Below are 25141 nucleotides of genomic sequence, written 5' to 3' on the forward strand. Positions count from 1 at the left end.
CGGTGGTTCCTGACGCGGGGGCAACCGCCGGCGGTGGTTTCTGCGCGGGGACAACCGCTGCCCGCGCTCAGATCACGGCGAGCCGGTCCACCAGCAGTTCCACCCTCCGCTCGGCATCCTCCGGCAGCAGCCTTCCCGCCCTGGACAGGGTCGCCAGCCCGTGCAGGGCCGCCCAGAACACCTCGGTGAACAGTCCGGGGTCGACACCGTCCCCGGCGACCTCGCCGAGGCTTTCCAGCAGGGCGGCGAAGGCGCCCTTCAGGGGTTGCGGAGTCTCCTCGTCCGCGAAGGCCAGGCCGCCGTCGAGCTGGAACAGGGCGTCGTAGACGGCGGGGCCGCGCGCGGCGAAGTCGAGATAGGCGCGGGCGAGGGCGGTGACCCGGGCGCGGGGGCCGTCCGCCCCCGCGGCCGCGGCCCGCAGTGTCGCGGCCATCTCGGTGGCACCTTCAAGGGCGACGGCCCCGATGATCTCCCGTTTGCCCCGGAAGTGGCTGTAGAGGACGGGCTGGCTGTATTCGATGCGCTCCGCGAGCCGGCGGGTGGTGACCGCGTCCCAGCCCTGCTGTTCGGCGAGTTCGCGGGCCGTCGCCACGATGAGGCGCTCGCGGGCCAGCCGTTCCCGTTCCTTGCGTTCCTGTACCGACACGGCTCGATCCTAGCACCGCTAGACAATCGAGCGGCAGCATAGCTAGCGTTGCCCTATCAACTAGCAACGCTAGATCCCAGGGGGGACGCCATGCTCAACGCACTGCAGGTCTTCACCACCGTGGTCGTCGGTTTGATGGTGGGGGTGGAGTTCTCCGTCGCCTTCTTCGTCAACCCGATCCTCGGCGGCCTCCCCGGTGACAACGGTCTGCGCGGCCGCATCCACGGGGCCCGGCTGCTCGGCGCCGTGATGCCGTTCTGGTACATCGGCTCGCTCGTCCTCGGCGCGATCTGGGCCATCGCCGGGCGGCATCACCATGGCGCCGGCCTCGTCGTCACCGCGGCCGTGCTGCTGATCCTCAGCGTGATCATGTCGGTCCTGCTGCTCGTCCCGGTCAACAACCGGGTCAAGACGTGGACCGCCGACGGACTGCCTGCCGACTGGAAGCGGCAGATGAACCGCTGGGACCGCTTCCACTACGTCCGCGTCGCCGTCATCATCGCCGCCTTCGCCCTCCTGGTCGCCGCCCTCGCCTGAGCCCGCGGACCAAGACCGCGTGGGCGGCGCGGCCCGTGCCGGGTGCTTGCCGCGTCGGCTGCGAAAAGCAGTGTCGGTTGCCGGAGCACGGTGATAGACACCCGGAGTGGAAAAGACTCTGGAGTTCCCCGACCTGCTGCGGCTGATCGACGAACGGTCGGCCGCTTTCGCCGCCGCGGTCGCCGCCGCGCCCAGCCTCGACGCGCGGGTGCCGACCTGCCCCGACTGGACGCTGTTCGATCTGGTGCGGCACCTGGGCGAGGGGCGCCGGAAGTGGGCCGCCAACGTCGCCGCGGGGCCAGCCGACGCTCCCCCGCCCCAGTCCGTATGGGGCACGCCGGCCGCGCCTCGGGAGCGCGAGGCCCTGCTGGACTGGTGGGCCGCATCGGCGCGGCGGCTACTGGACGCGCTGCGGGAGTCCGGCCCGGACCGCGGCTGCTGGACGTGGTGGGGGACCTCGCAGTCGCCGCAGACCACCGGTGCCGCCGCTCGGCACCAGCTCCAGGAGATCGCACTGCACACCTACGACGCCCAGATCACCGGGGGCGCCGCGCAGCCGCTGCCGACGGAGGTGGCACTCGACGGTGTCGACGAGTTCCTGTCCACCTGCTGTGCGACGACGAGCGCCTGGCCGCATGAGCCCGCTGTCGTCGACTATCACGCCACCGAGGGCCGCTCCTGGCGCCTTATGCTCTCCGCCGACGGCGCACGGCCCGCCCGCCTGCCCGAACCCGGCACGGCGCCCGCCGCCGACGCCTCCCTTCGGGGCACGGCCGGTGAGCTGGTGCTGGTCATGTACGGCCGTATTCCGGCGGACTCCCTGAAGGCCGACGGCGACCGGCGGCTCTTCGACCAGCTTCTGGCCTGGGACCCGGATGAGTAGGACGCGCTTGCCCGGAGGTTTCGTCAATGCGGTCGTTCGTGTGGGGGACACGGTGCGCCGTCCGGTCTCGGCTCGCACGGAGTTCGTGGGCGGTCTGCTGAGGTTGTTCGAAGCCAGTGGCTGGAGTGGTGCTCCGCGGTATCTCGGTGTGGACGACGAGGGCCGTGAGGTCCTCGGCTATCTCGACGGGCACGTGGCGTGGGAGCCGCGACAGCCTGCCGCCGTCTCGTCCGACGAAAGTCTGGTGACGGTCGCCCGGCTCGTGCGGGAGTTCCACGACCTGACGGCCGGCACCCCGTCGGCCGGTGACCAAGAGGTCGTGTGCCACAACGACTTGTCACCCAAGAACACGGTCTATCAGCCGTGCGGTGGCGAGCTTCGGCCGGTGGCGTTCATCGACTGGGACCTCGCTGCGCCGGGCGCGCGGATACACGACATCGCCCATGTCTGCTGGCAGTACCTCGATCTGGGGCCGTCGGTCGCCGACGTCGAGGAGGTGGCCCGGCGGATGAGGCTGATCGTCGACAGCTACGAGTTGTCGGACCGAGGCTGTCTCGTGTCCACGATCCTGTGGTGGCAGGACCGGTGCCGACGGGGCATCGAGTCCCGGGCCGACGCGGGTGACATCGCCATGATCCGGCTCCGCAACGCCGGGGCGGTGAGGCGCATCCAGGCGGCCTACCAGTGGGTTTCCGATCACCGGGGCGTACTGGAACGCTCAGTACAGTGAGCGTGTGAGGAACGGCGATCAAGCCGGTCACCCGACAAAGGCGGTGCGGAGAATGTCGGGTGGCCGGGGCCGGTGCCGCCGCACGATGGGGGCATGGATGACACGACCTTGGTATCCCGCTTCCTCCGCGACGGCTTCGTCAAGCTGGAGGGTGCCGTCGCGCCGCGCGTGACCGCGGACTGCGCGCGGCTGCTGTGGCGGGAGACGGGCTGCGACCCGGACGACCCGGCAACGTGGACGCGGCCCGTGCACTGGGTGGCCGGCATGGCGCAGGGACCGTTCGCCGCCGCGCCCAACTCCCCCGCGCTGCACCGCGCGTACGACCTGCTCGTCGGCGCGGGACGCTGGGAGCCGCGCTACTCACTGGGCACGTTCCCGCTGCGCTTTCCGCACGAGGAGGAGCCCGACGACGCGGGCTGGCACATCGAGGGCAGCTATCTGCCGGAGGGCGAGCGGTGGTACTTCACCAATCTGCGTTCGCGGGGCCGGGCGCTGCTGATGCTGTTCCTGTTCAGCGAGGTCGGTGAGGAGGACGCCCCGACCCGGATCCGGGTCGGTTCACACCTCGACGTGCCGAAGGTGCTGGAGGGGTACGGGGAAGAGGGGGCGAGCGGGCCGGCCCTCGCCCCCGAGCTGGTGGCGGTGTCCGAGCACCGGCCGCTCGCCCTCGCCACCGGGTCCCCGGGTGACGTCTTCCTGTGCCATCCGTTCCTGGTGCACGCGGCGCAACCGCACCACGGGGTGCGGCCGCGCTTCATGGCCCAGCCGCCGCTGATGCCGGCCGCGCCGTACGAACTGGACCGGGCCGACGGCGCGTACTCGCCCGTGGAGATCGCGATCCGTCGTGGCCTGGGACACCCCACCCCGGGCCCGGACGGGGACGGCACCGGCCGGGGCACCGCGTAGCCGAACTGCATGACACCATGCTGGACAAGATCACGCGGAGGACCGGGCAGCCCTGGCCGAGGGGTCGGGGAAGTCCGACGGAGCAGGTCGCGGCAACTCCCGGAGCACCAGCGGCCGAGGTCACGCAGCGCCCTCCGCACCGGGTGCGGCGTGGTGGACGCCGGAGGAAGGAGACCGGGCATGCTGGAGCGGCTGAATCAGGCTCTGGAGCACATCGAACGTCATCTCGACCGCGAGATCGAGGTGGAGGAGCTGGCACGCGTCGCCGCCACCTCGGAGTACCACTTCCGCCGGATCTTCTCCGCACTCGCGGGCATGCCGCTGTCGGAGTACATCCGGCGCCGTCGGCTCACCCTCGCGGCGGCCGAAGTCCTCGCGGGGCGTGAGACGTTGCTGACGATCGCGGTGCGCTACGGCTACGGTTCCGGGGAAGCGTTCGCGCGGGCGTTCCGCGCCATGCACGGCATCGGACCGGGCGAGGCACGGCGTACCGGTGCCGCGCTCAGTTCCCAGTCCAGGATGGCCTTCCGCCTCACCATCGAGGGGCGCGGCAGGATGCGTTACCGCGTCGTGGACAAGGCGGACTTCACCGTCGTCGGTCTCAAGGCCCGGGTGCCGCTGGTGCATGCCGGGCCGAACCGGGCGATCATGGACTTCGTCCGGGGAATCACCCCGCAGACCCTGGCGCTCCTCGAGGAACGCTCGGACCAGGAGCCGCACGGCATCGTCGCGGTCTGCGACGGCCTGGACCCCGGTCGGGCGGAGAACACCGAACTCGACTACTACCACGGCGTGATCACCTCCGCGGCGGCGCCCGCGGGGACGACGGCGCTGGAGGTGCCGGCCGGCACCTGGGCCGTCTTCACGACCTCCGGACCGGTGCCCCAGGCCATCCAGGAGCTGTGGCGGGACGTGTTCACCGAGTGGTTCCCGTCGAACCCGTACCGTGGCCGTCCCGGCCCCGAGATCCTGCGCACCCGCCTGTCGCCGGAGAAGACCGGGGCCGACGCCGAACTGTGGCTGCCGGTGGAGCCCGAGCACGGCTGACCGAAGCGGGCACCCCTCGGCGGACCGCACCCCTCCCTCCTCCGATCGTCAGCCGGGGCGCCTGGCCATGACGACCACACCCGGCCCGCTGTTCTCCTCGGCGGGGAGCCGGAGTTCGGCGACCGGGTGCAGGCCGGCCCGCTCGATCAGGTCGACCAGTTGCTCCGGTTGCCACTTGTGTGTCGTCCAGCGGACGGGTACGCCCCCGTAGGCCTCCGTACGCACCGCGTCCTCGTCGCCGACGTGTGTGGCGGTGATGAAGTGCCCGCCCGGCTTCAACGCGCGTGCGAACAGGGCGAGCACCTGGGGAAGCACGTCACGGGGGAGGTTGAACAGCGACCACCACCCGAGCACACCGCCCAGGGAGGCGTCACCAAGGTCGAGGTCGGTGGCGGAGGCGACGCTGAAGCGGCATCGCGGATGGAGGCGGCGCGCGTTCTCGATCATGCGGGGAGAGAGGTCGACCCCCGACACGTCGAGTCCGCGCTCGGCCAGGTAGGCGGTCACCGTTCCGGGTCCGCAGCCGACGTCGAGGACGGGACCGAGCCCCCTCACGGTGTCGGCGAAGGCATCGATCGACGCCTTGAGCCATGGATGGCGACGGATGTCACCGACTCCCGTCGTCACCACCATGTGGGCGTAGTTGTCGGCCACCCGGTCGTAGGACTCACGTACCACGTCGAGATCGGCCGGGCGGTCAACAGGGTGTGCGCGCATCGCTCAACGATAAGGCCGGGCGCCGGACTTGGTACCGGCACGGTCCGACACCAAGCCACCGAGCGCGGCCCGATACCAAGCCGCCCCGCGCGTCCCGGTGCCTCCGGCGGGCAGTGGCCGATCACGTGAATTCAGCCGGGATTCAACAGTTCAGGTCAACTCCGTTGCGCGTACGTAGTGTTGAAGCGTCACATATTTGTCATGTACCTGCGGCTCACGGGGAGTCGCGGTCTCATGGAGGTGTGGGATGCACCGAAGACTGTCCGTCGGCCTGGCCGCCTCGGCTCTCGCCGTGATCACCGCCGTCGGTGGCGCCACCGCCGCCGACGCCGCTCCTGCCGACAAGTCCCAGGTCCTCGCGAGCTGGACCCAGACCAGCGCGTCGAGTTACAGCCTCTGGGTGGCCGCCCGGGCCAACCAGTCCGCCTGGTCCGCGTACGGGTTCGACTGGTCGACCGACTACTGTTCCTCCTCGCCGGACAATCCGTTCGGCTTCCCCTTCGCCACGTCCTGCGCCCGCCATGACTTCGGCTACCGCAACTACAAGGCCGCCGGCACCTTCAGTGCCAACAAGTCGCGGCTCGACAGCGCCCTCTACGAGGACCTCAAGCGCGTCTGCGCCAACTACTCCGGCGCCACGAAGACCGCGTGCGACAGCACGGCATGGACCTACTACCAGGCGGTCAAGGCGCTCGGCTGAGCCGTAGAGAGGGGCTGCGGCGGCGGGGCGTGAGCCGGCGTCCCACCGGGACGCAACGCCCCGTCAGCCCGTCGCCCGCAACCGCGCCGCCGCGCTCGCGGCCTGCTGTCGCGCCCGGGGCGAGCCGGAGGATTCGGCCAGCGCGACCAGGCGCCGGACGGCCTCCTCCCAGGCCGGACGGTGGGCACTGTCGTGTGCGGTGAGTCGCCGGTAGGCCTCGGCCGCCAGGGAGCACGCCTCCGCGGCGGCCCTTGGATCGGACTCGTACGCGCTTCCGGCGCCGGCGAATTGCTCCGCGACCTCGCGCATCCCCGCGGCGAGAGCGGCGACCCGGTCGGCCGGCACTCCCTCGATGTCCAGCGCGAAGTATCCCCAGCGCAGGCACTCCGCGAGGTCGCCGCGTGCGTTCAGGTACAGCTGGCACAGCCCGAACACGGAATCCACGTGACCGGTCCCGGCGGCGAGGGTCCACCACGCGAGGGCGGCGTCGTGGTCGTCCCGCTCCCAGTGCAGCAGCCCGAGCTCGTAGGCGGCGTACACCTCGCCCGGCTCCGCCGCCGCGCCGATCCGGTAGGTGGTCCCCGCCTCCGGCCCCGGCGGTGTTCTCGCGACCGCCCGACCAGGCGTGCCGAGGTGCGCGGCGGCGCGTTCCCACAGCCGTTCCCCGTCCTCGGCCCGTCCTTCGCGCACGAGCAGCAAGCCCAGGTAGAAGGCGCCGTCCGCGCTGCCCGCGTCGGCCGCCGTGCGCCACCAGCGCTCCGCTCCGTCCCGGTCGCCGGCTTCATGGCAGCGGAAGCCGAGACGCACGGCCGCCTGGACGTCGCCCGCCTCGGCGGCCCGCGTGAACAGTTCGCCGGCCTCCCGGTGCCGGCCCTGCCGCTCGTAGAGGACCGCGAGGTTCTGATCCGCGTTCGGAACGTCCCGCTTGCCGGCGAGCCGCCACAGCTCCTCGGCCTGCGCCTCGTCCCCCCGCTTCTCCCGTACGACGCCGAGGCCCACGGCCGCCGCCCAGTCGCCCGCGTCCATCCCCCGGCGGTACCAGCGTTCGGCCTCGTCGAGATCGCCGCGCAGCATGGCCAGCACGCCGAGGTTGTTGTACGCGGCCGGGACACGGCGGGCGGCGGCCCTCTCGTACCAGTGCGCCGCGCCGTCCAGGTCCCCCTGGTTCCGTGCGAGCCCGGCCAGCAGGTAGGCGGCCTGTCCGCTGCCCGCCTCCGCCGCCGACCGGTAGGCCTCGGCGGCACCGGTGAGGTCTCCGGCACGGGTCAGGGCGTCGGCGCGCCGCATGGCCTCGGCGGCACCGGGCGGCTCGGGGCCGGGCTCGGGGCGCGACGGCATCTCCAGCACTCCCCGGCCGTCCCGCGAGGTGTGGGCCACCACCTGGAACGTGCGGTCCGTCTCCGAGGGGGCTCGCTGTCCCTCAGGGGCCCTGGGGTCGTAGTGGTCGGGGTAGAGCGCGTGCACGGGCGCGGGCGTCGGTGCCGCGTCGGGGCTGAAGCGCGCCAGGCCCGTGGTGGCGGTGACCGCGAGGTCCCACCAGGGCCGCCAGACGCGCCCCGCGCAGGCGATCTCCGCCGTCAGCCGCCACCGCACCCACCGCCCGTCGTCCGTCACGGGCGCACAGGTGAGGGTGGCGCTCGCACCCGGCGCGGCGGTCAGCGGCAGAGCGGTGTCCGCTCCGGCCTCCGCCAGGACAGGCGCGGGCGAGTGGTCCAGCAGGACCGCCACATCGGGGCTGCGCAGGCGCCGATACGCGCGGACCGCGCGCTGGGCGGACTCCAGCAGGTCGGCGCTCATCACCAGGTCGGGCATCCGCGGCCGGGCCAGCGCGACACCGTCCGCGCGCAGCGGCGGACGGTCGGTCACCTCGGCCCGCAGTGACCGCAGCACGACCTCGTCCGGGCCCGTCGCGGTGAGGGTGAGAAGGAGGTTGTGCCCGGTCAGCGGGATGTGCACCGCTTCGGGGGTGCCCAGCAGCCCCGGTGAGGCGATGTGTGCGACATGGCTGTGGACGGCGGCTCGCACGGTGAACGGCGGGTCGTCCGCCAGTCCCTGTACGGGGACGGGGCGGACGGGCCGCGTCATTTCGTAGACCGACCGCCCCGGTGCGACGGGCGTGGCGTCCGCCCGGCTCTCCGTCCGCGATGTGCGGGCGGAGGTGTTCCGTCCGTCTTCGGCGGTCGCGTCCCGGAACTCGGGTGGGGGGTCCGCCGGTTCCGCTGCCGGTCCCGGCCGGCTCCGGCCGGGCCGCGCGAGGGCGGTCAGCCCGGAGAGCGCCGACACGGCGGCCACCGCGGCGTAGGGCAGCCAGGTGCGCACGTCCGTGGCGGCGAGGACAGCGCCGCCCGCCACCGCGGGAAGTACCGCTTGCACGGTGGCCGCGCCGGCACGGCGGCGGTACGGCGCCATCAGGCGCCGCTCGGCATGCGGGCGGCGGTGCGGAACGCGTGGCCCTGGAGATCGATACGGGTGCTGCCCTGGCGGCCCGCGGAGGTCCAGTCGAGCCACAGCACCCACCGCACGAGGCCGCGCTCGGTGCTGACGAGGAGGTCGAGGACCTCGGACTCGTCGGTGGCGATCCGGTAGGGGAAGTCGCTCTCCGCCAGGGCGCGTACCCGCGGCGGATCGGAGTCGAGGAGGACCTCGAACCGCCGCACCGGCAGCTCGGCCGCGTGCCGGGCGAGGTCCCCGGCCGCCTCCTCGCGGGACAGCACCTGCGCCCGCAGTCCGGTCAGCACCACGGCCGAGGGCGCCGTCGAGGTCACGACGACCCGGACGGTGTGCCCGGCGGCCGGAACGTCGACGACGCCGTCCCCGAGGTCGAGCGTGACGTAGTCGTGGTTGCGGACCTCCACGGCCACGGCCAGCGGGTCACCGTCCGCCGGTTCCCGAGCGGCCCGGCGCCGGGCCAGGGCCTCCTGGAGTTGCTGGGGTGCCTGCTGGCCGAGGTAGGCGGCCGAGGCGGCCGCCAGGACGCCGGCGGCCCAGGCCAGCGCCTGCCCGGGGTGCCACAGCAGCGCGGCGCCCGCGACCGCGGCGACCGCCCCGCCGGCCCCGCCCCACACCAGGACGCGGCGCCGCCTGTCGGCTCCCGGCATGTGCCCCCCGATCCCCCCGTATCCACCGCGCCCGGCTAGACGCGCTCCGCACCGGATACGTGGCGTGCGTCACATGATAGCCAACAGGCCTGCGGGGCGGGCCAGTTGTGCGCGGAGCCCGTCGGGAGGCGAACCGGGCACGGTGCACTGAGTGATCACGCGGCCATCAGGAAACGGTCTTGTCCGCCTTGGTGCCGTCGATCACCTTTCCGGCCGGCGGCGGTGTCGCCTTGACCGGCTTTCCGTAGTCCGAGAAGACCATGGTGCCCGGGCTCTTTCCGCCCGACTGGTCCACCTTGAGAATGTACGGCTTTCCCTCGGTCGCGACGTACATGGTGATGGTTTCGCCGCTCCCCTTCTTTTTCCTCAGCGTGATCGCCTTCCGGCCGTCCACCGTGGTGACGTCGCCCTTCGTCATTCCCTTGCGTTCGGACTTGTCGCTGTCCAAGTCGGCCAGGAATCCCTGTTTGTCGCACAGTCCCGTCGTACGGGAATCACCGACCGGCACCTTCACCCACCGGCCGCTCAGCGCCTGGGCCTGCTTCCCGCCGCTCGCCGAGCCCTGTGCGGCGCCGGCCCAGAACTTCTCGTCGCCCTTGAGGTAGGTCGTCTGACCGGTGTGGATGACCTCGGCCGCACCGTTTTCCATCGCCAGCCTGCCCTTGCAGTTCTTCTGGGTGTCGACGTGGAAATCGACCGTCAGGGGCTTCCCTTGGGCGGACACCTTTCCGGCCATGCGCAGCGAAGTGGCGTCCCGGGTGGCGGTCACCGCCTTCGCGGCCACCTGATCCGCGCTCTGCCCCTTGAACGGCTGGTCCGACGATCCGTCATCCGAGCAGCCGGCGATACCCATGACGGTCATCGCGCAGAGCACGGACACGGCTGACGTGCGACTCACAGACATACGGAGCCCTTCCCTGTACAACTGCCACTTTTGTCGATCGGCCGCCGCTCTTCGGTCCCGTGGACGGCCGCTGTGGAACCCCGGTTTCCCCGGGATGCTGGAATAGTCAATTCCTCTTTTCGGTTCTCCCGCTCCCCCAGCAGGACACGCCGGTTACGGCCACCCCTCGCACGGAAGGCTTGCGGGACCGTACGGCGGGCAACCGGATAGCCCAGGGGCCGCCGGGCAGGACGGCGGCTGGAGGATGACGGAACCGAGGAGGCCGGTGATGGCGTGGTGGGGCTGGGTGATCTTGTTGATCGCGGTGGCGGGGTTGCTCGTCGCGGCGGCCGTGGCGGTCCAGGCCAAGCGCCGTAGCGGAACGGTGATCGCGGTGCGCCAGGACCACGGGACCGGCCGGGAGGGTTCGCGGTGATTCCCCTCGTACTCGCCTCCGAACTGACCAAGCGGGTGGTGGTGACGCTGGGCGGTGAGGCCGTCGCCCAGATCAGGGACACCGTCTTCGACGCCCGCGCGGGCCGCGTCACCGGCTTCACGCTGAGCGGGCGCGGACTGCTGGCCGGCCCCCTCAAGGAAAGCCTGCCCTTCTCGGGAGTGCACGCCATCGGCCCGTCCGCCGTGATGATCCCCGGTGAAACCGTGCTGGAGAAGCGGGACGTGGCCATGGGAGCCGACGGCGCCGGACACGGCGAGGTCATCGGCGCGCCCGTGCTCACCGACCAGGGCACGGAGATCGGCACGGTCCTGGATGTCGTGATCGAGACCGGCGTCAGCGGACGTGTGGTCGGCTTCGAGATCTCCACCGACGAGAACACCGACCGCCACCGGCGCAAGGCGTTCATCCCGCGCGGAGAGACGCTGGCCGTCTCCGGACGAGCCCTGGTGGTCCCCGCGCACGCCCGTCACTTCATCGCCGACGACCTGCCCAGCTTCAGCGCCCAGGTCGAGGCGTTCCGCGCACACACCGCACAGCCGTACCCGCAGAGCCCCTCGACCGGAACGGGAGGACCGGCATGATGATGTTCACTCAGGTCCAGGGCCTGCCGGTGATCACCGCCGACGAGGCCGAACCGCTGGGGCGAGTGGAGAGCCTGACCATCGACGCGCACACGAGCGGCATCGCCTGTCTGCGCCTGTCCGGAGCCCCGAGGCATATCACGGCCATCGCCTGGCACGCGGTCGAAGCCGTGGGAAGGGACGCCGTCATCGTGCGCTCCCGTGCCGCCGCCGATCCCGGGCAGGACAGCCTCCCCGCCCACCAGGAAGCCCTGGGCCGCCGGGTCCTGACGGAACACGGCGCCGCGCACGGCACGGTCAGGGACATCGCCTTCGACAACACGACCGGACACATCCACACGCTGTACACGGCGCTCGGTGACATCTCCGGTGACCGCCTGCTCGGCATCGGCTCCTACGCGGTCGTCGTACGCGCCGAAGCCTCCTGACACGGCACGCTGAAACCTGCGGAGCCGGGCGTGCGGCACCTGTCCGGGTCCCGTAAGCGCCCGGAATGCGCGCGAAGAAAGCGCTCGGGGCCGGTGCGGTGTGGCTCGCCCTGGTGCCGGGGACCGGCTGGGCCCAGGCGCCCGCCAGGCCGCAGGCGGTGGCCGGAGGCACAGGGGAACGAGGCGATCCTCGTCGGCTCGTTCCCCACGGACGGCGCTGACGGCTGGACCGGTCCCGGCCGTCAGACCAGGTACAGCACCGTCGGCATCCCGGTGTACGTGATCTGCGCCTACCGCTGATCCGCCGGCCGGCCCTCCTGCCGCGCCCCGCCCGGGTCTTCCGGGGCGGGGCGCGGTGCTGTGCCGGGGGACGGTCGTCCGGGCCCGCCCGGGGTGTCAGGGTGCCTCGGCGTCGCGGGCCGTGTCAGTCGTCGGACTCCGGTGACGGGAGGTAGGCGCCGGGCACGTCGTCCGGCGCGTGGATCTCCTTCTCGCCGGGGTACGGCCGCGCCCAGTTGTGCGTCTGGTACCAGGTGAGGTGGTTCATCTGCGCGGGGTTGGCGAAGTCGGGGACGGCGTGCGGGCCGGTCAGGCGCTGCTTGGCCGTCCAGGCGTCCCATGCGGCGGCGAGGGACCTCTTGTCCGCCGGAACCTTCGCCGCCGGCACGGCCGGCGCCTCGGGGTTCTGGGCCGCCGGGGTGTCCACGCCGCAGGACGGCGGGGTCTTCAGGCCGTCGGTCAGCGGGACCCGGTTGGGCAGCGCGTCGAACGGGGTGTAGTCCGGGTGCCGGGTGAACACGCCCCGCATGGGCGTCGCCGCGCTGTCCTTCTGGTTCATCGGGTGGATGCCGAGGATCTGCTCGACGGTGCGGATCATCGTGATCTGGGAGTAGTAGTGGTGGTCCACCACACCGCGCCGGGCCCAAGGGCTGATGATCTGGACCGGGGCGCGGTGGCCGTCGACGTGGTCCAGGCCGGCCTGGGAGTCGTCCTCCACGACGAAGATCGCCGAGTCCTTCCAGTACTCGCTGTGGGAGATCTCGTCGATGATCCTGCCCGTCGCGAGGTCGTTGTCGGCGACCTGGGCGGCCGGGCTCGCCGGACCACCGGTGTGGTCGCTGGAGAGCCAGAACATGTTGAGGTTCGCCGGACCGTTCTTCTCGAAGTCCTGTTTCCAGATCTGGTAGCGGTAGACGTCCGGGACGCTGGTGTCGAACTTGGGGAAGCCGGGCACCGACACGCTGTTGAGCGACGGGATCGGTGACGAGGAGTTCAGGGGGTAGGCGGTGCCCTGCCCGGTCGCGTCCATGTTCTTGGCGTCGCAGTACAGGTTCTGCCAGCTCGCGCCGGAGGGCTTGGTGAGGAACTGCTGGAACTCCCCGAAGTCCCGCACACTCTTGCCGGCCGCCTGCGCCCCCGTCCACAGGAAGCCGGTCTTCTGGTGGCCGAGGGCGTCGTCCTCGGTGTCGTAGCTGCGCGCGTACTCCCCGGCCGAGGACTCCGTGTACTCGGGGTTGTCGGCCTGCATCAGCCAGTTGTGGCCCTCGGCGGAGTTGGTGCCGATGTCGTAGGTGTTGTCGTACAGCCCGAACTGCCGTGCCAGGGCGTGCTGGTTGGGGGTCACGTTCTCACCGAACTGGGCCAGTGAGGGGTCGCCGTTGCCCTGGGGGACATCGCCGAGGACCTGGTCGTAGGTGCGGTTCTCCTTGACGATGAGGAAGACGTGTCTGATCGTCGACGGGTCGCCGATCCGTCCCGGGACGGGCTGCGGCTTCGCGTGGCCCTTGCCCTTGGCCAGGGAGACCGAGCCGGCGGTCCAGCCGTTCTGGCGGAAGACCTTGGCGGTCTGGGCGCGGACGACCCGGTCGGCGGGCAGGGTGAACCGCGTCAGGCCGGCGGTGGTGTCGTGGGTGCCGTGGGCGGTGGTGCCGGATCGGCGCGCGTCGATGCCGCGGGTGTGGGAGACGACCACCTCGTGGCCCACGGTGGCGATCTCGGCGGGGAAGTAGTCCGTCGGGAGGAGGCCGACGTAGTCGACCGGCTCCTGCGGGGAGGTGTAGCGGTAGACGGCGACGGCGTTGGCCCGGCCGAGTGTCACCAGCAGGTGGCCGTCATCGGTGAGCGTCACGGCGTCGGGCTCGTAGCCGACCGATGCCTCGGGCCACGGCTGGGTGGAGATGGTCTGTACGACCTTGCCCCGCGCGGTGTCGATGACCGACACGGTGTCGTCGGCGGTGTTGGTGACGAACACCGCGCCGCGCCGTGCGTACACCGCGGTCGGGTGCAGTCCGACGTCGATGGTCCCGACGGCGGCGTCCGGGTCGGCCAGGTCGATGACGCTGACGGTGCCCGTGGTGGTGGCGCCGGTCCTCGGGTCGGCCGGCACCTGGGTGCCGTAGGAGTTGAGCGTGGTGTCGCCGGCCTTCGCGGGCCGTCCGCCCTCGTTGCCGACGTACAGCTTGTCGCCGGCCCGGGCCATGCCGCGCGGGGCGTTGCCCACCGCCCAGCCGCGCTGGACGGTCCCGGTCGCCGCGTCGATGGCGACGACCCGGTTCTGGCCGTTGACCGCGGCGTACACGGTGGTGCCGTCGGCCGAGAACACCGCCGCGGCGACCAGGGCGTGCTTGCTGCCGGCGGCCGGGATCCTCACGGTCACCGGGTCGGAGAGGGTGCCGTCGGTGTTGACGGTGAACTTGGTGTAGCCGTCGGTCTGGCCCAGCCACAGCTGCGTGCCGTCGGGCGAGTACGTCGAGCCTTCCTGGCCGACGGCGCCGCTGCCGATGCGCAGGTCGTCCACGGCGGAGGTGCCTATGCGCTGCTGCACCCGCCCGGTGGCGAGGTCCACGACGACCAGTGCGGCGTCGCCGTCGGCGACCGAGGCGGCGAGGTGGCCGCCGTCCGGGCTGACCGTCGACGACATGATCTTGCCGTCGTCGATGACGAGACGGCTGCCGTACGGGTCGAGGTACTGGTCGGCGGAGACGACCCGCCCCTTGGCGGTGACCTGGCCGACCTGGTCGGTGCCGAACTGGCGGGTGTCGGCGAGGGCGGTGCCGGTGGCCAGGGCGGCCGTGGTGACGCATGCCGTGACCAGGGTCGCCCGGCGGCTGACCCGTCTGCCCAGCAGGACGCAGGTGTCCTTCTCGTCCGGCCGGCGGCGGCGCGTTATCTGCATGGCGTCATCCCTTCGGGGAGGTGGAGAGCAGGTCGACGTCGCCGTCGAACTGCCACAGCGGGTTCGGTGCGTCACCCGTCGGCGTCCGCACCAGGAAGTAGCCGTTCACTTCCTTCGGTCCGTCACCGTCGGCGACGAACCGCCCGTCTGCCGTGATGTCGAGCTGGTAGACGGCCGACCCGGTGGCCGCGACACCCGGCAGATGCCAGGAGACGACGCACCGCCAGTCGTTCCCCGGGCCGCGGGCGCCGTCCTGGACACCGGCCTTCCCGCACGCCGCCGTGGCCCGCAACCGCGCCTCCGTGACCGCGGGGCGGTGGAGCTGGCGGGTCTGCATGCGGTACAGATGGGCGAACTCGGTGGCCAGCGAGCGCTCCACCTTGGTCTGCTCGATGCCGGAGCCCTGGGCCGTGGTCGTCGCCGCCACGACCGCGACCGTGGCGCCGAGCAATGCCGCAAGCGGCAGGACGCCCGCGGTGACCGCGCGGCGCGCCGAGCCGTCGTCGGCGGGGTTGGTGAAGTCGCGCCGCAGGAAGAGGACGTAGGCCAGCGCGGTCGCGGTCACGGCCCACACCAGGCTGACGGCGATGCCGATCAGCAGCGGGGTGAGCTGCGCCGGGCTGGTGAACAGTCCTTTCCAGTCGACGAAGGCGTCGCCGGGCAGGGCGAGGCGTACGGCGACGGGGAGCGGCAGCATCTGGGCGAGCTGCATCGCCAGGGCGACGAGCGCGGGCAGCAGCAGACCCATCGGGGAGCGCCCCAGCGCGACCGACCCGAGGAGCCCGATTCCGGCGAGGGCCAGGGTCGGGGCGAGCACGCAGACCCAGGCGAGCAGAACCTTGACGGCCGCGTCCCCGGGCGCGAGCAGCCGGCCGTCGAGGCCGACCAGTGGCCGGTCGCCCACGGCCAGCAGTCCGCCGACCGTGCTGGAGACGGCCAGTCCGGCCACGAGCAGGAGGATGACGGTGAGGCCGGCCAGTGCCTTCGCCGCGAAGATCCGCCGGGGCGAGCGGACGACGACGAGCAGGTGGCGCCAGGTGCCGAGCCGGTCCTCGGCGGCGAACACATCGCCGGCGACGACGGAGGTCAGCAGCGGAAGCGCCCAGGTGCCGGCGAAACCGAGCGTCACCAGTGGTCCGGCCCAGCCGGTGGCGTGCATCCAGCGGCCGAAGAGGGTGTCCGTGGGCAGTGTGCTCTGTTCGCTCACCCCGGCCACGAAGAGTGCCGGCGCGATCCAGCAGGCGAGGACCAGCAGGCGGACGCGCCATTGCGAGACCAGTTTGACGACTTCGAAGCGGTAGCCCCGGGCGACGGAGACGGGGCGGGAAGCGGTCCGGTTCCCCGGGGCGGCCGGGGTCATGGCCGCGGTCACTGACCGGCCTCCTGCGGCTGGGCTTCGGCGCGTTGCCGTCGCGGGTCGATGGCGTCGTCCTCCCGTTGGCGGGTATCCCGGGATTCGGCCACCCGGGGCTCGGTCAGGGCCAGGAACGCCGCTTCCAACGGGGAGACGACCGGGGCGAGTTCACGCAGCGCGATGCCCGCGTGCACGAGGCCGGCCACCAGGGCGTCGAGGGCGGGCACCGGCGCGTGCACCACGAGCGCCTCACCGCCGTGGCGTCCCGCGGTGTCGGCGGCCAGGCGGACGCCCGGCGCGGCGGCGGCCAGCCGGTGTGCCCGCGCCGGATCGGAGGTGATGAGCCGGTAGGCGAGTTCGCGGTCGCCGGCGGCCAGTTCGCCCAGCGGCCCGGAGAAGACGACCCGCCCGGTCGCGAGGATGGTGACCTCGGAGCACAGGGCTTCCAGGTCGTCCATGCGGTGGCTCGACAGCACCACGGTGGTCCCCTCCCCCGCGAGCCGGGTGAGGACACCGTGGACGTGCTTCTTCCCGGCCGGGTCCAGGCCGTTGGCGGGTTCGTCCAGGACGAGCAGCCGGGGCCTGGCGAGCAGGGCCGCGGCGAGGCCGAGCCGTTGGCGCATGCCCAGGGAGAAGCCGCGGGTGCGATCGTCAGCGACGTCCGTGAGACCGACCTGTTCGAGCGCGTCGTCGATTCCCGCCGACCGGGTGTCGTCGCCGCGCAGGGCGGCGAGCGCGGCGAGATTCTGCCGGGCGGTGAGCGACGGGTACAGCCCGGGCGCGTCCACGAACCCGGCGACCCCGCCGGGGTCTTCGAACGTCCGGCCCGTGGGCGTGCCCAGGATCTCCAGCCGGCCGCTGTCGGCCACGGCCAGGCCGAGCAGCAGGCCGAGCAGCGTCGTCTTGCCGGCGCCGTTCGGTCCGACCAGCCCGTGGATCCGCCCCCGCGCCACGTCCAGGTCGATGCCGTCCAGCGCGACTACCTCGCCGAAGCACTTGGTGATTCCGCGAGCCCGTACCGCGAGGTGTGCGTCCATGAGCCCCTTCTTTCGACAGCCTCATGGACCCTAGGAAGCTCACACCACACCGACAGGGGGCACCGGTTGAACGCTCAGGGAACGGAAGCCCAAACGCGGGTCAACCGGCGCCCGCCGCCCCGGACCCGACGGCACCGGACGCGAGGGGCTCCGCTCAGCGCCGCCCGGCCGGTGTCGGTGTCGGCGCCGGAGTCGGAGTCGGAGTCGGACGGGAGTCTTCCGCTTCCCGGGCCGCGGCGCTCAGCGGAGCCACCGCCTGCCAGCCCACGGCCTCGTACAGCGTCCGGCCTTCCTCGGTCGCGGCCAGCACGGCCGCCCGCGCGCCCTGCCGGGTCGCGGCCTCGGCGAGGGTTCCCATCACCACGCGTCCGAGCCCCCGGCGCTGGTGAGCCGGGTGCGTCTCCACCTGGTCGACCACGGCTGCCGGGCCGGTGACCGCTATCTGCCCGCGCGCGGCGAAGGATCCGTCGGCGGCGCGCACCACCGCGCGGGTGACGCCGGCCCGGTCCCAGCGGTGCAGCCGGTAGCCGTCGGGGAGGCGGGGCGGGGCCTCGACGGCGCCCGGCCGGGCGGCCATGAGGGCCGCGTGGCCGTCCAGAAGGGCCCAGCCCGGCGGCAGCCACGCCTTCAGGGTGGGCGCCGGCACAAACACCTTGAGGGGTATGCCGCAGGCCGTGGTGTTCTCGGCCAGTGTGCGGACGGTCGCCTCGTCGGCGGCGGTGACGACATGCCGGGCCACCTCATGGGGCCGGCCCACTTCCACGGTGAACCCCCAGGCCCGGGGCGCGGGTTGGGCAGCGCCGCGTGAGACGGCCCACCCCTCCACCCACGCGCGTACCGCCTCTTCGGTGGTCTTGAAAGGCACAGCCGCCTCCCGACTCGGTAATAGGCACAACTCTCTACGAGTCATTACACCATGGAGGCCGGCGGACGAGCGGGCGGGATTCCGCCCGGCTCAGGCGGCGGGGTGGCGTGCCCTCGGTCGGGAGGCCGTGGAGCCGCGGACCACCAGTTCCGGCATGAACACGAACTCGCTGTGCGGCGCGGGTGTGCCGCCCACCTCCTCCAGCAGCGTGCGCACCGCGGCCTGTCCCATCGCGGGCACGGGTTTGCGGATCGTGGTCAGGGGCGGGTCGGTGAAGGCGATCAGCGGCGAGTCGTCGAAGCCGACGACGGAGAAGTCCCGGGGGACCTCCATGCCGCGCTGCCGGGCGGCCCGTATCGCTCCGAGCGCCATCATGTCGCTGGCGCAGACCACCGCCGTGCAGTCCCGCTCGATGAGGGCCACGGCGGCGGCCTGGCCGCCCTCCAGGCTGTAGAGGGAGTGCTGGATCAGCGTCGACTCGACGAGGTCCGGCGACAGGCCCAGTTGGTCCTGCACGGCGCGGACGAAGCCCTCGATCTTGCGCTGCACGGGCACGAAACGTCTGGGGCCCACGGCCAGGCCGATGCGGGTGTGGCCCAGGGAGGCCAGGTGGGCCACCGCCAGTGTCATCGCCGCGCGGTCGTCGGGTGAGATGAACGGGGCCTGCACCTTCGCCGAGAAGCCGTCCACGAGCACGAACGGCACGCCCTGGGCGCGCAGTTCGGCGTAGCGCCTGGTGTCGGCGGTGGTGTCCGCGTGCAGCCCGGAGACGTAGATGATGCCCGCCACCGCGCGGTCCACGAGCATCTCGGTGAGTTCGTCCTCCGTGGACCCGCCGGGCGTCTGGGTGGCGAGTATGGGGGTGTAGCCCTGACGGGTGAGGGCCTGCCCGATGACCTGCGCGAGCGCCGGGAAGATGGGGTTGTCCAGCTCGGGGGTGATGAGGCCGACCAGGCCCTCGCTGCGCTGCCGCAGCCGTACCGGTCGTTCGTAGCCCAACACGTCGAGCGCGGCCAGCACGGACTGGCGGGTGCCGGCGGCGACGCTCGGCTTGCCGTTGAGGACCCGGCTGACGGTCGCCTCGCTCACCCCCGCCTGTGCGGCGATGTCGGCGAGCCGGATCGTCACGGGAACGGTCTGTACCGGCCGCATGTCAGGCCGCCCACCAGACGGCGCACTCCCCGGGCAGTACGGTCTCCGCGGCGCCCGGACGCACGTCGGCACCGGCCAGCAACAGCGTGCCGGGGGTGGCCAGCGTGACGGGGCCGGCGGCGAAGTTGACCGTGCAGACGAAGGAGCCGCGGTCGCTGTCGCGGCGGAAGGCCAGTACCCCCTCGGGGGCGTCCAGCCAGGTGATCTGGCGGCCGGCGCCCAGCGCGGGGTGCGCGCGGCGGACGGCGAGGGCGCGGCGGTAGAACTCCAGCGTGGAGGCCGCGTCGCCCTGCTGCGCCTCGACGGTCAGGTGTTTCCAGTCCGCCGGCTGGGGCAGCCAGCTCGGGCCGCCCTCGACGGGTCCGAAGCCGAACGGCGGCACCTGGCCGGACCACGGGATCGGCACCCGGCAGCCGTCGCGGGTGCCGTCCTGGCCCGTGGTGCGGAAGAACGCGGGGTCCTGGCGCACCTCGTCGGGCAGGTCGATGACCTCGGGCAGGCCGAGTTCCTCGCCCTGGTAGATGTAGGCCGAGCCGGGCAGCCCCAGCATCAGCAGGGTCGCCGCGCGGGCCCGGCGCAGCCCGCGCTCAGGGTCTCCCTCCGCGAGGCGGGTGACGTGCCGTACCACGTCGTGGTTGGACAGCACCCAGGTCGCCGGCGCGTGGACGGCGTTCATGGCGCGCAGCGAGCGGTCGATGACCTCGCGCAGTCCGGCCGGGTTCCAGCCGGTGCCCAGGTAGTCGAAGTTGAAGGCCTGGTGGAGCTCGTCGGGGCGCAGGTACAGGGCGCTGCGTTCCACGGTCGGGGTCCAGGCCTCGGCGACGGCGACGCGTTCGCCGCCGTACTCGTCCAGGATGCGCCGCCAGCCGCGGTAGATGTCGTGCACGCCGTCCTGGTCGAAGTACGGCACCGGCCGGGTGCCGAGCAGTTTGACCTGTTCGTCGTGGCCGACGTCGGGCAGGCCGGGCGCCTTGACCAGGCCGTGTGCCACGTCGACGCGGAAGCCGTCGACGCCCAGGTCGAGCCAGAACCGCAGGATGGAGCGGAACTCGTCGTGGACGGCGGGGTGGTCCCAGTCGAAGTCGGGCTGCTCGGGCGCGAAGAGGTGCAGGTACCACTCGCCGGGGGTGCCGTCGGGCTCGGTGACCCGGGTCCAGGCGGGGCCGCCGAAGATGGACTCCCAGTCGTTGGGCGGCAGTTCGCCGTCGGCGCCCTTGCCCGGGCGGAAGTGGAAGCGGTCCCTCAGAGGTGAGCCGGGGCCCTCGCGCAGGGCCTGCTTGAACCACTCGTGCTGGTCGGAGCAGTGGTTGGGCACCAGGTCGATGATGATCCGCAGGCCCAGTGCGTGGGCGTCGCGCACCAGGTCGTAGGCGTCGGTGAGGGTGCCGAACATGGGGTCCACGGCCCGGTAGTCGGCGACGTCGTAGCCTCCGTCGGCCTGCGGGGAGGCGTAGAACGGCGACAGCCAGACGGCGTCGACGCCGAGTTCCTTCAGGTAGGGCAGGCGGGCGCGGATGCCGGGCAGGTCGCCGATTCCGTCGCCGTCGCTGTCGGCGAAACTGCGCGGGTACACCTGGTAGATGACCGCGTCGCGCCACCACTCCCGGCGCGGGGAGGCGGCGGCGGGGGCTTCGTGGGCGACTGTGTCGGTGACGTGCTGGGTCATGGGTTCCCTCGGGGGTGGAAGGGTAACGGCGAAGGCGCGTCCTCGGTGGGCGGGCGCCGGGGTCCGGACGGGGCGGCGCCGGTCACGACTTGGTGCCGCCGGCCGTCAGTCCGGAGACGAGGCTGCGCTGCACGAGCATGAACACGAGGGCGGCCGGGATGGTGATGATGATCGCGGTGGCCGACGTCCACGCCCAGTCGGGCCGCTGGTCCTGGGCGAAGGTGCGGATGCCGACGGCGAGCGTGTAGTGGTCGGACTGCATGAACTGCGTCGCGTAGGCGACCTCGCCCCAGGCGGTGAGGAAGCTGTAGAAGGCCGTCACCGCGAGACCGGGCCGGGCCAGCGGCACGATCAGTCGCCAGAAGGTGCCGAAGGGGGTGAGGCCGTCCACGCGTCCGGCCTCGTCTATCTCCTTCGGGATGGTGTCGAAGTAGCCCTTCATCATCCAGGCGCAGAAGGGCACGGCGGTGGTCGCGTAGGCCAGGATCAGTCCCAGGTAGTTGTCCAGCAGGCGCAGTTCGGCCATGAGCAGGTACAGCGGCACGATGAGCACGATGCTGGGGAACATCTGGGTGACCAGGAAGACCCACATCAGCTGCCGGCTGCCCGGGAACCGCATCCGGGAGACGGCGTAGCCGGCGGTCGCGGCGAGGAAGACGCCCAGCGCCGTGGTGCCGGCCGCGACGATCACGGTGTTCAGGAACCACTGCGGCAGGTCCGAATGGGCCAGTACGTCACCGTAGTTGTGGAAGCCGAGGTGCGACAGCACCTCTCCGGGCTGCTGCCAGGCGTTCTTCGGGCCCAGGGAGATGAAGAACACCCACACCACGGGGAAGGCCGCGATCAGGGTGGCGAGGGCCAGCGTGGCGTGCAGGGCCACGGAGGCGCCGAGCCCGCGTTCCTCCCGGCCGCGCACCCGGCGGGGCGGGCGGGCCGCGGCGGGGAGCGGGGCGGTGCCCTCGGGCGTGGTGGTGGTCTCGTGCGTTGCTGCGGTCATGGCGATGGCTCCTTCACGCCTGCTCGGACTTCAGGGTGCTGCGGCGGTAGAAGGTCGAGAAGGCGAGCAGGAGAGCGAGGATGATGATCCCGTAGGTCGCCGCTCCCGCGTAGTCCGAGACCCCGTTGAACGCCTTGTGGAAGGCGAAGGTGACGAGGATGTCCGTGTCGCCGGTGGTGTTGTTGCCCAGCAGCAGGTAGATGACGTTGAACATGTTGAACGTCCAGATGCAGCCCAGCAGGATCACGGTGTTCGACACCGGCCGCAGTCCGGGCAGGGTGACGTTGACGAAGCGCTGCCAGGGCGAGGCGCCGTCCATCTCGGCCGCCTCGTACAGCTCCTTGGGGATCGACTGGAGCCCGCCCAGCACGGCGACCATGTTGAAGGGGATGCCGATCCAGACGTTGACCATGATGACGGCGATCTTCTGGGACAGCGGGGAGCCGAGCCAGTTCTGCGCGGGCAGGCCGAACGCCTGGATGATCTCGTTGAACACCCCGTACTGGGAGTTGAGCATCAACCGCCAGGCGAAGACGCCGATGAACGACGGGACGGCCCAGGGCAGGATCAGCATCGCGCGGTAGAAACCGCGCAGCCGCATCTTGCGGTTGAGCAGCACCGCGAGCCCCATGCCGAGACCGACTTGCAGGACGACGCAGGAGACCGTCCACACGACCGTCCACACCAGCCGCGGGTAGAAGTCGCCGTCCGCGCCCGACAGGACGTGCCAGTAGTTGTCGAGGCCCACGAACTCGTAGGTGGCCGGGCGGTGGAAGGCGCCGATGGTGGTGGCGACGTTGGACTCGTTGGCGTCGGTCAGCGACTGGTAGAAGCCGTATCCGAGCGGATACAGCACCAGCAGGGCGATGACGATGGCCACCGGGGCCACCATGGCCCAGGCGTACCAGTACTTGTCCCAGGCGCGGCGGAGCGACGAACCACGTGGGCGGGGTCGTTTCCGGTGGCCGCGGGCCGTCTCGTCGGTCGTTCCGGTGCTCGTTGCGGTCGTCATACTCATCGGCTCTTTCGCGGGCGAAGTCGGGTGGTACCGCAGCCCCGGGGGAGCCCCGGTCGGGGCGGCAGCGGGGAAGTGGATTCCCCCGGGGCTGCGTGTTCTTCGGTTGCCGTGGGGCGGAGCACCGCGGTTCAGCCGACGGAGAAGCCCTTCAGGAGCTTCTGGAACTCCTTGGCGGTGGCGTCGAGACCGCCTTGCACCGACTCGTCGCCCTGGAGGATCTTCACGTAGTTCTGCGCCAGCGGTGTGAAGAGCGAGCCGGCCTGCGGGAGGGCCACGCGGGCGCGCGCCGTCTTCTCCAGGAGCGGCTGGAAGCCGGCAATCTTGGCGTCTCCGGTGACCTCGGAGGTGTAGGCGGACTTGCGGGTCGGCAGTGTGCCGGTTCCCTTGGCGATCTCGATCTGACTCGGCGTCGACGTCATGAACTGCGTGAACAGATAGCTGGCGTCCAGGTTGCCCGAGCCCTGGTACACGGTGAGGTTGTGACCGCCGGTCGGGGCCTGGGCCTTGCCGCCCGCGCCGGCCGGGACGGGCGCGAAGCCGAGGTTCTCCTCGTCGCCCTTGAACGCCGTGCCGCTCAGGTCGTCGCCGACCGACCAGGGGCCCTGGATCAGCATGGCTACCTTGCCGTTCTTGAAGGCGGCCTGCATGTTCTGGTAGGCGTTCGCGAAGTCGACCTTCATCGACGCCTCGTCGTTGATCTTCTTGGCGGTGGTCAGGGCCTCGACGGCGGCGCCGTCGTTGATGGTGATCTTCTTCGCCGAGGGGTCGGCCAGGTCGGCGCCGTTGCTGTAGAGCAGTGGGAGCAGGAAGTAGGAGTCGGGGTTGAGATAGGTGCCGTAGGCCCCCGTCTTCTCCTTGATGGTCTTGGCGTCGGCGATGAACTCGTCCCAGGTGGCGGGCGGTTGCGCGATGCCGGCCTGCTTCAGGAGCTTCTTGTTGTACAGCAGGCCCAGGGTGTCGGTGACCGACGGGACGCCGTACGTCTTGCCCTTGTACCTGGCCGTGTTCAACGGGACGGAGCTGAAGTCGCCGGTGTCCTTCAGTGCCGGGGTGCCGTCGAGGGGGGCGATGTAGCCCAGCTCGGCGTACTCGGCCATCAGGCCCACGTCGGTGCGGACGACGTCGGGTGCGCCCTTGCCGCTCTTGGCGGCCGACTTGAACTTCTGCTCGATGTCGGTGAACGGGATGTTCTGGTAGTCCACCTTGATCTTGGGGTACTTGTTCTCGAACTGCTTGATGAGGGCCTTGTACGTCGGGGCCTCGGTCGCGGCGTCCGAGGTGTCCCAGTACGTGATCGTCCCGGAGATGTCCTTCGGGTCCTTCGGCTTGCCCGTCGAGTCGCCACCCGAGCCACCGCAGGCGGAAGCGGTGAGGGCGACCACGGTGACCGCGGCGGCGATCGATATGCCACGTCGCATAGCAACTCCTTGATCTGGGGGCCCGGAACATCCCTAGAGCAGGGCCGGGGGTGCCGTGCTTCTCAACCAACGGCCGCCGGGCGCGAGTTGAACATACAAGGTTGCAATCTCTTGCGAAAGACGTTGCAGACAGATTCCTTCCCGGTTCCCCCGCTGTGACAACCTCGTTACCTGCACGCTCAGTTGTATCCGGGCAGGCGGCGCGGTCCTGCGCGGCAACACGATTCGCCCTCACCTGGGGAGATGCCGAGAAGGTCTTTGAATGCCCTTGCTGATTCTTTCAAGTCCCTTGCTGTAACCGCTCGCTCGTGGTTACGGTCACGCCCGACGTCCGGCCACGGGGGCTGCTCCTTCAGGGCCCGGTGGCCACTTCCCCGACAAGCCATCGGCACAAGGAGTCCATACCCGTGACACACAACCGGCCGGCGGTGGTCGCCTGTGCGCTGCTCGCCGCCGCCCTCCTCCCACCCCTTGCCGCACTCCCCCAGGCCTCCGCCCACGCATCCGGCGCAAGGGCCGCCACCACCCTCGATGCGACCACCTCCCAGGCGGTCTGGATCGACCGGCACACTGTCGCCTGGAACGGCGTGGCGGGCGCCGCCTCCACCCAGCTGCTGTACTCCCGCGACGGCTCCCTCACCACCTCTTCGACCGGCACCGACGTGCACCGGATCAGGCTGGAGAAGACGGCCCTGACCGACGCGCAGAAGGCGAGGTTCCCGCACCTGAAGGACCACACCGCGTGGACCGTCGATCCGCGTGACCGGGACCGGGTGCGTGAAGCGGTCAAGGGGCAGCTGGTCGTCTCCCAGCGGGCGGCGAACGGTGCCGTGCTGGCCGCGACCG

At 71.5% G+C, this 25141-nt stretch carries 23 protein-coding genes and 1 pseudogene; 10 read left to right on the plus strand and 14 right to left on the minus strand.

The genetic code is table 11. The features are described from left to right. Positions 1-67 precede the first annotated feature (67 nt). Positions 68-646, minus strand: a complete 579-nt coding sequence (locus IH25_RS0128925) for a TetR/AcrR family transcriptional regulator (protein ID WP_030616965.1) — start codon at positions 644-646, stop codon at positions 68-70. Positions 647-736: 90 nt separating this feature from the next. On the opposite strand from IH25_RS0128925, the gene IH25_RS0128930 reads away from it, so the two are divergent. The 5 genes from IH25_RS0128930 (at position 737) to IH25_RS0128950 (ending at position 4749) form a co-directional block, all read left to right on the plus strand. Next, positions 737-1183: a DUF1772 domain-containing protein gene (locus IH25_RS0128930; protein WP_030616968.1), complete on the plus strand. Its 447-nt coding sequence runs from the start codon at positions 737-739 to the stop codon at positions 1181-1183. A 106-nt stretch (positions 1184-1289) separates the two neighbouring features. After that, a complete protein-coding gene (locus IH25_RS0128935) occupies positions 1290-2066 on the plus strand; it encodes a maleylpyruvate isomerase family mycothiol-dependent enzyme (RefSeq protein WP_030616970.1) in 777 nt (258 codons plus the stop codon). 85 nt (positions 2067-2151) lie between these two features. Beyond that, on the plus strand, positions 2152-2796 hold the full coding sequence (locus IH25_RS0128940; protein ID WP_245172907.1) for a phosphotransferase: 645 nt from the start codon (positions 2152-2154) through the stop codon (positions 2794-2796). Positions 2797-2889: 93 nt separating this feature from the next. After that, a complete protein-coding gene (locus IH25_RS0128945; RefSeq protein ID WP_030616975.1) occupies positions 2890-3702 on the plus strand; it encodes a phytanoyl-CoA dioxygenase family protein in 813 nt (270 codons plus the stop codon). Positions 3703-3882: 180 nt separating this feature from the next. Further along, complete coding sequence (locus IH25_RS0128950) at positions 3883-4749, plus strand: AraC family transcriptional regulator (protein WP_030616978.1); 867 nt, start codon at positions 3883-3885, stop codon at positions 4747-4749. 48 nt (positions 4750-4797) lie between these two features. On the opposite strand, the gene IH25_RS0128955 is transcribed toward IH25_RS0128950, so the two are convergent. Beyond that, entirely contained in the window at positions 4798-5466 is a 669-nt protein-coding gene (locus IH25_RS0128955) for a class I SAM-dependent methyltransferase (RefSeq protein ID WP_030616980.1), read from the minus strand. A gap of 247 nt (positions 5467-5713) precedes the next feature. On the opposite strand from IH25_RS0128955, the gene IH25_RS0128960 reads away from it, so the two are divergent. Next, positions 5714-6166 (plus strand): phospholipase, encoded by a 453-nt coding sequence (locus IH25_RS0128960; protein WP_030616983.1) that lies wholly within the window; start codon positions 5714-5716, stop codon positions 6164-6166. 63 nt (positions 6167-6229) lie between these two features. Here the strand turns inward: IH25_RS0128960 and IH25_RS0128965 are convergent, their stop codons facing one another. The 3 genes from IH25_RS0128965 to IH25_RS0128975 form a co-directional block, all read right to left on the minus strand. After that, positions 6230-8518, minus strand: coding sequence for a tetratricopeptide repeat protein (locus tag IH25_RS0128965; RefSeq protein WP_157847033.1), 2289 nt, complete (start codon positions 8516-8518; stop codon positions 6230-6232). A 56-nt stretch (positions 8519-8574) separates the two neighbouring features. Next, complete coding sequence (locus tag IH25_RS40855; RefSeq protein ID WP_030616989.1) at positions 8575-9264, minus strand: hypothetical protein; 690 nt, start codon at positions 9262-9264, stop codon at positions 8575-8577. A 166-nt stretch (positions 9265-9430) separates the two neighbouring features. Next, complete coding sequence (locus IH25_RS0128975) at positions 9431-10126, minus strand: hypothetical protein (RefSeq protein ID WP_245172908.1); 696 nt, start codon at positions 10124-10126, stop codon at positions 9431-9433. Positions 10127-10454: 328 nt separating this feature from the next. On the opposite strand from IH25_RS0128975, the gene IH25_RS42885 reads away from it, so the two are divergent. Genes IH25_RS42885 through IH25_RS0128990 form a run of 3 tightly spaced genes read left to right on the plus strand, consistent with a single transcriptional unit; the run spans position 10455 to position 11613 of the window. Further along, positions 10455-10583, plus strand: coding sequence for a hypothetical protein (locus tag IH25_RS42885; protein ID WP_280842544.1), 129 nt, complete (start codon positions 10455-10457; stop codon positions 10581-10583). Then, a complete protein-coding gene (locus tag IH25_RS0128985; RefSeq protein WP_030616996.1) occupies positions 10580-11185 on the plus strand; it encodes a PRC-barrel domain-containing protein in 606 nt (201 codons plus the stop codon). The genes IH25_RS42885 and IH25_RS0128985 overlap by 4 nt, the downstream gene beginning before the upstream one ends. Next, positions 11182-11613, plus strand: a complete 432-nt coding sequence (locus tag IH25_RS0128990; protein ID WP_030616999.1) for a PRC-barrel domain-containing protein — start codon at positions 11182-11184, stop codon at positions 11611-11613. Before IH25_RS0128985 ends, IH25_RS0128990 begins: the two co-directional genes overlap by 4 nt. A 424-nt stretch (positions 11614-12037) precedes the next feature. On the opposite strand, the gene IH25_RS0128995 is transcribed toward IH25_RS0128990, so the two are convergent. The 9 genes from IH25_RS0128995 to IH25_RS0129035 all read right to left on the minus strand — a co-directional run bounded on the left by IH25_RS0128995 (position 12038) and on the right by IH25_RS0129035 (position 24295). Beyond that, complete coding sequence (locus IH25_RS0128995) at positions 12038-14788, minus strand: alkaline phosphatase family protein (protein ID WP_030617002.1); 2751 nt, start codon at positions 14786-14788, stop codon at positions 12038-12040. 4 nt (positions 14789-14792) lie between these two features. After that, entirely contained in the window at positions 14793-16148 is a 1356-nt protein-coding gene (locus IH25_RS0129000) for an ABC transporter permease (protein ID WP_051754177.1), read from the minus strand. Positions 16149-16156: 8 nt separating this feature from the next. After that, a complete protein-coding gene (locus tag IH25_RS0129005; protein WP_078844475.1) occupies positions 16157-17179 on the minus strand; it encodes an ABC transporter ATP-binding protein in 1023 nt (340 codons plus the stop codon). Between the two features lie 154 nt (positions 17180-17333). After that, positions 17334-18044 (minus strand): GNAT family N-acetyltransferase, encoded by a 711-nt coding sequence (locus IH25_RS0129010; protein ID WP_063755167.1) that lies wholly within the window; start codon positions 18042-18044, stop codon positions 17334-17336. A 90-nt stretch (positions 18045-18134) separates the two neighbouring features. Next, entirely contained in the window at positions 18135-19172 is a 1038-nt protein-coding gene (locus IH25_RS0129015) for a LacI family DNA-binding transcriptional regulator (protein ID WP_268695574.1), read from the minus strand. Between the two features lie 25 nt (positions 19173-19197). Beyond that, complete coding sequence (locus tag IH25_RS0129020; RefSeq protein ID WP_030617013.1) at positions 19198-20862, minus strand: glycoside hydrolase family 13 protein; 1665 nt, start codon at positions 20860-20862, stop codon at positions 19198-19200. Between the two features lie 82 nt (positions 20863-20944). Continuing rightward, on the minus strand, positions 20945-21859 hold the full coding sequence (locus IH25_RS0129025) for a sugar ABC transporter permease (protein WP_030617017.1): 915 nt from the start codon (positions 21857-21859) through the stop codon (positions 20945-20947). A gap of 13 nt (positions 21860-21872) precedes the next feature. After that, positions 21873-22871 carry a carbohydrate ABC transporter permease gene (locus IH25_RS0129030; RefSeq protein ID WP_037655796.1) on the minus strand — a complete coding sequence of 333 codons (999 nt, stop codon included), beginning with the start codon at positions 22869-22871 and terminating at the stop codon, positions 21873-21875. Positions 22872-23005: 134 nt separating this feature from the next. Continuing rightward, positions 23006-24295, minus strand: coding sequence for an extracellular solute-binding protein (locus IH25_RS0129035; protein WP_030617035.1), 1290 nt, complete (start codon positions 24293-24295; stop codon positions 23006-23008). 509 nt (positions 24296-24804) lie between these two features. On the opposite strand from IH25_RS0129035, the pseudogene IH25_RS42565 reads away from it, so the two are divergent. Further along, positions 24805-25141 (plus strand): annotated as a pseudogene (locus tag IH25_RS42565) (hypothetical protein); the annotation flags it as partial.

It is taken from the genome of Streptomyces achromogenes subsp. achromogenes (assembly GCF_000720835.1).
In the GTDB taxonomy this organism is placed as follows: domain Bacteria; phylum Actinomycetota; class Actinomycetes; order Streptomycetales; family Streptomycetaceae; genus Streptomyces; species Streptomyces achromogenes.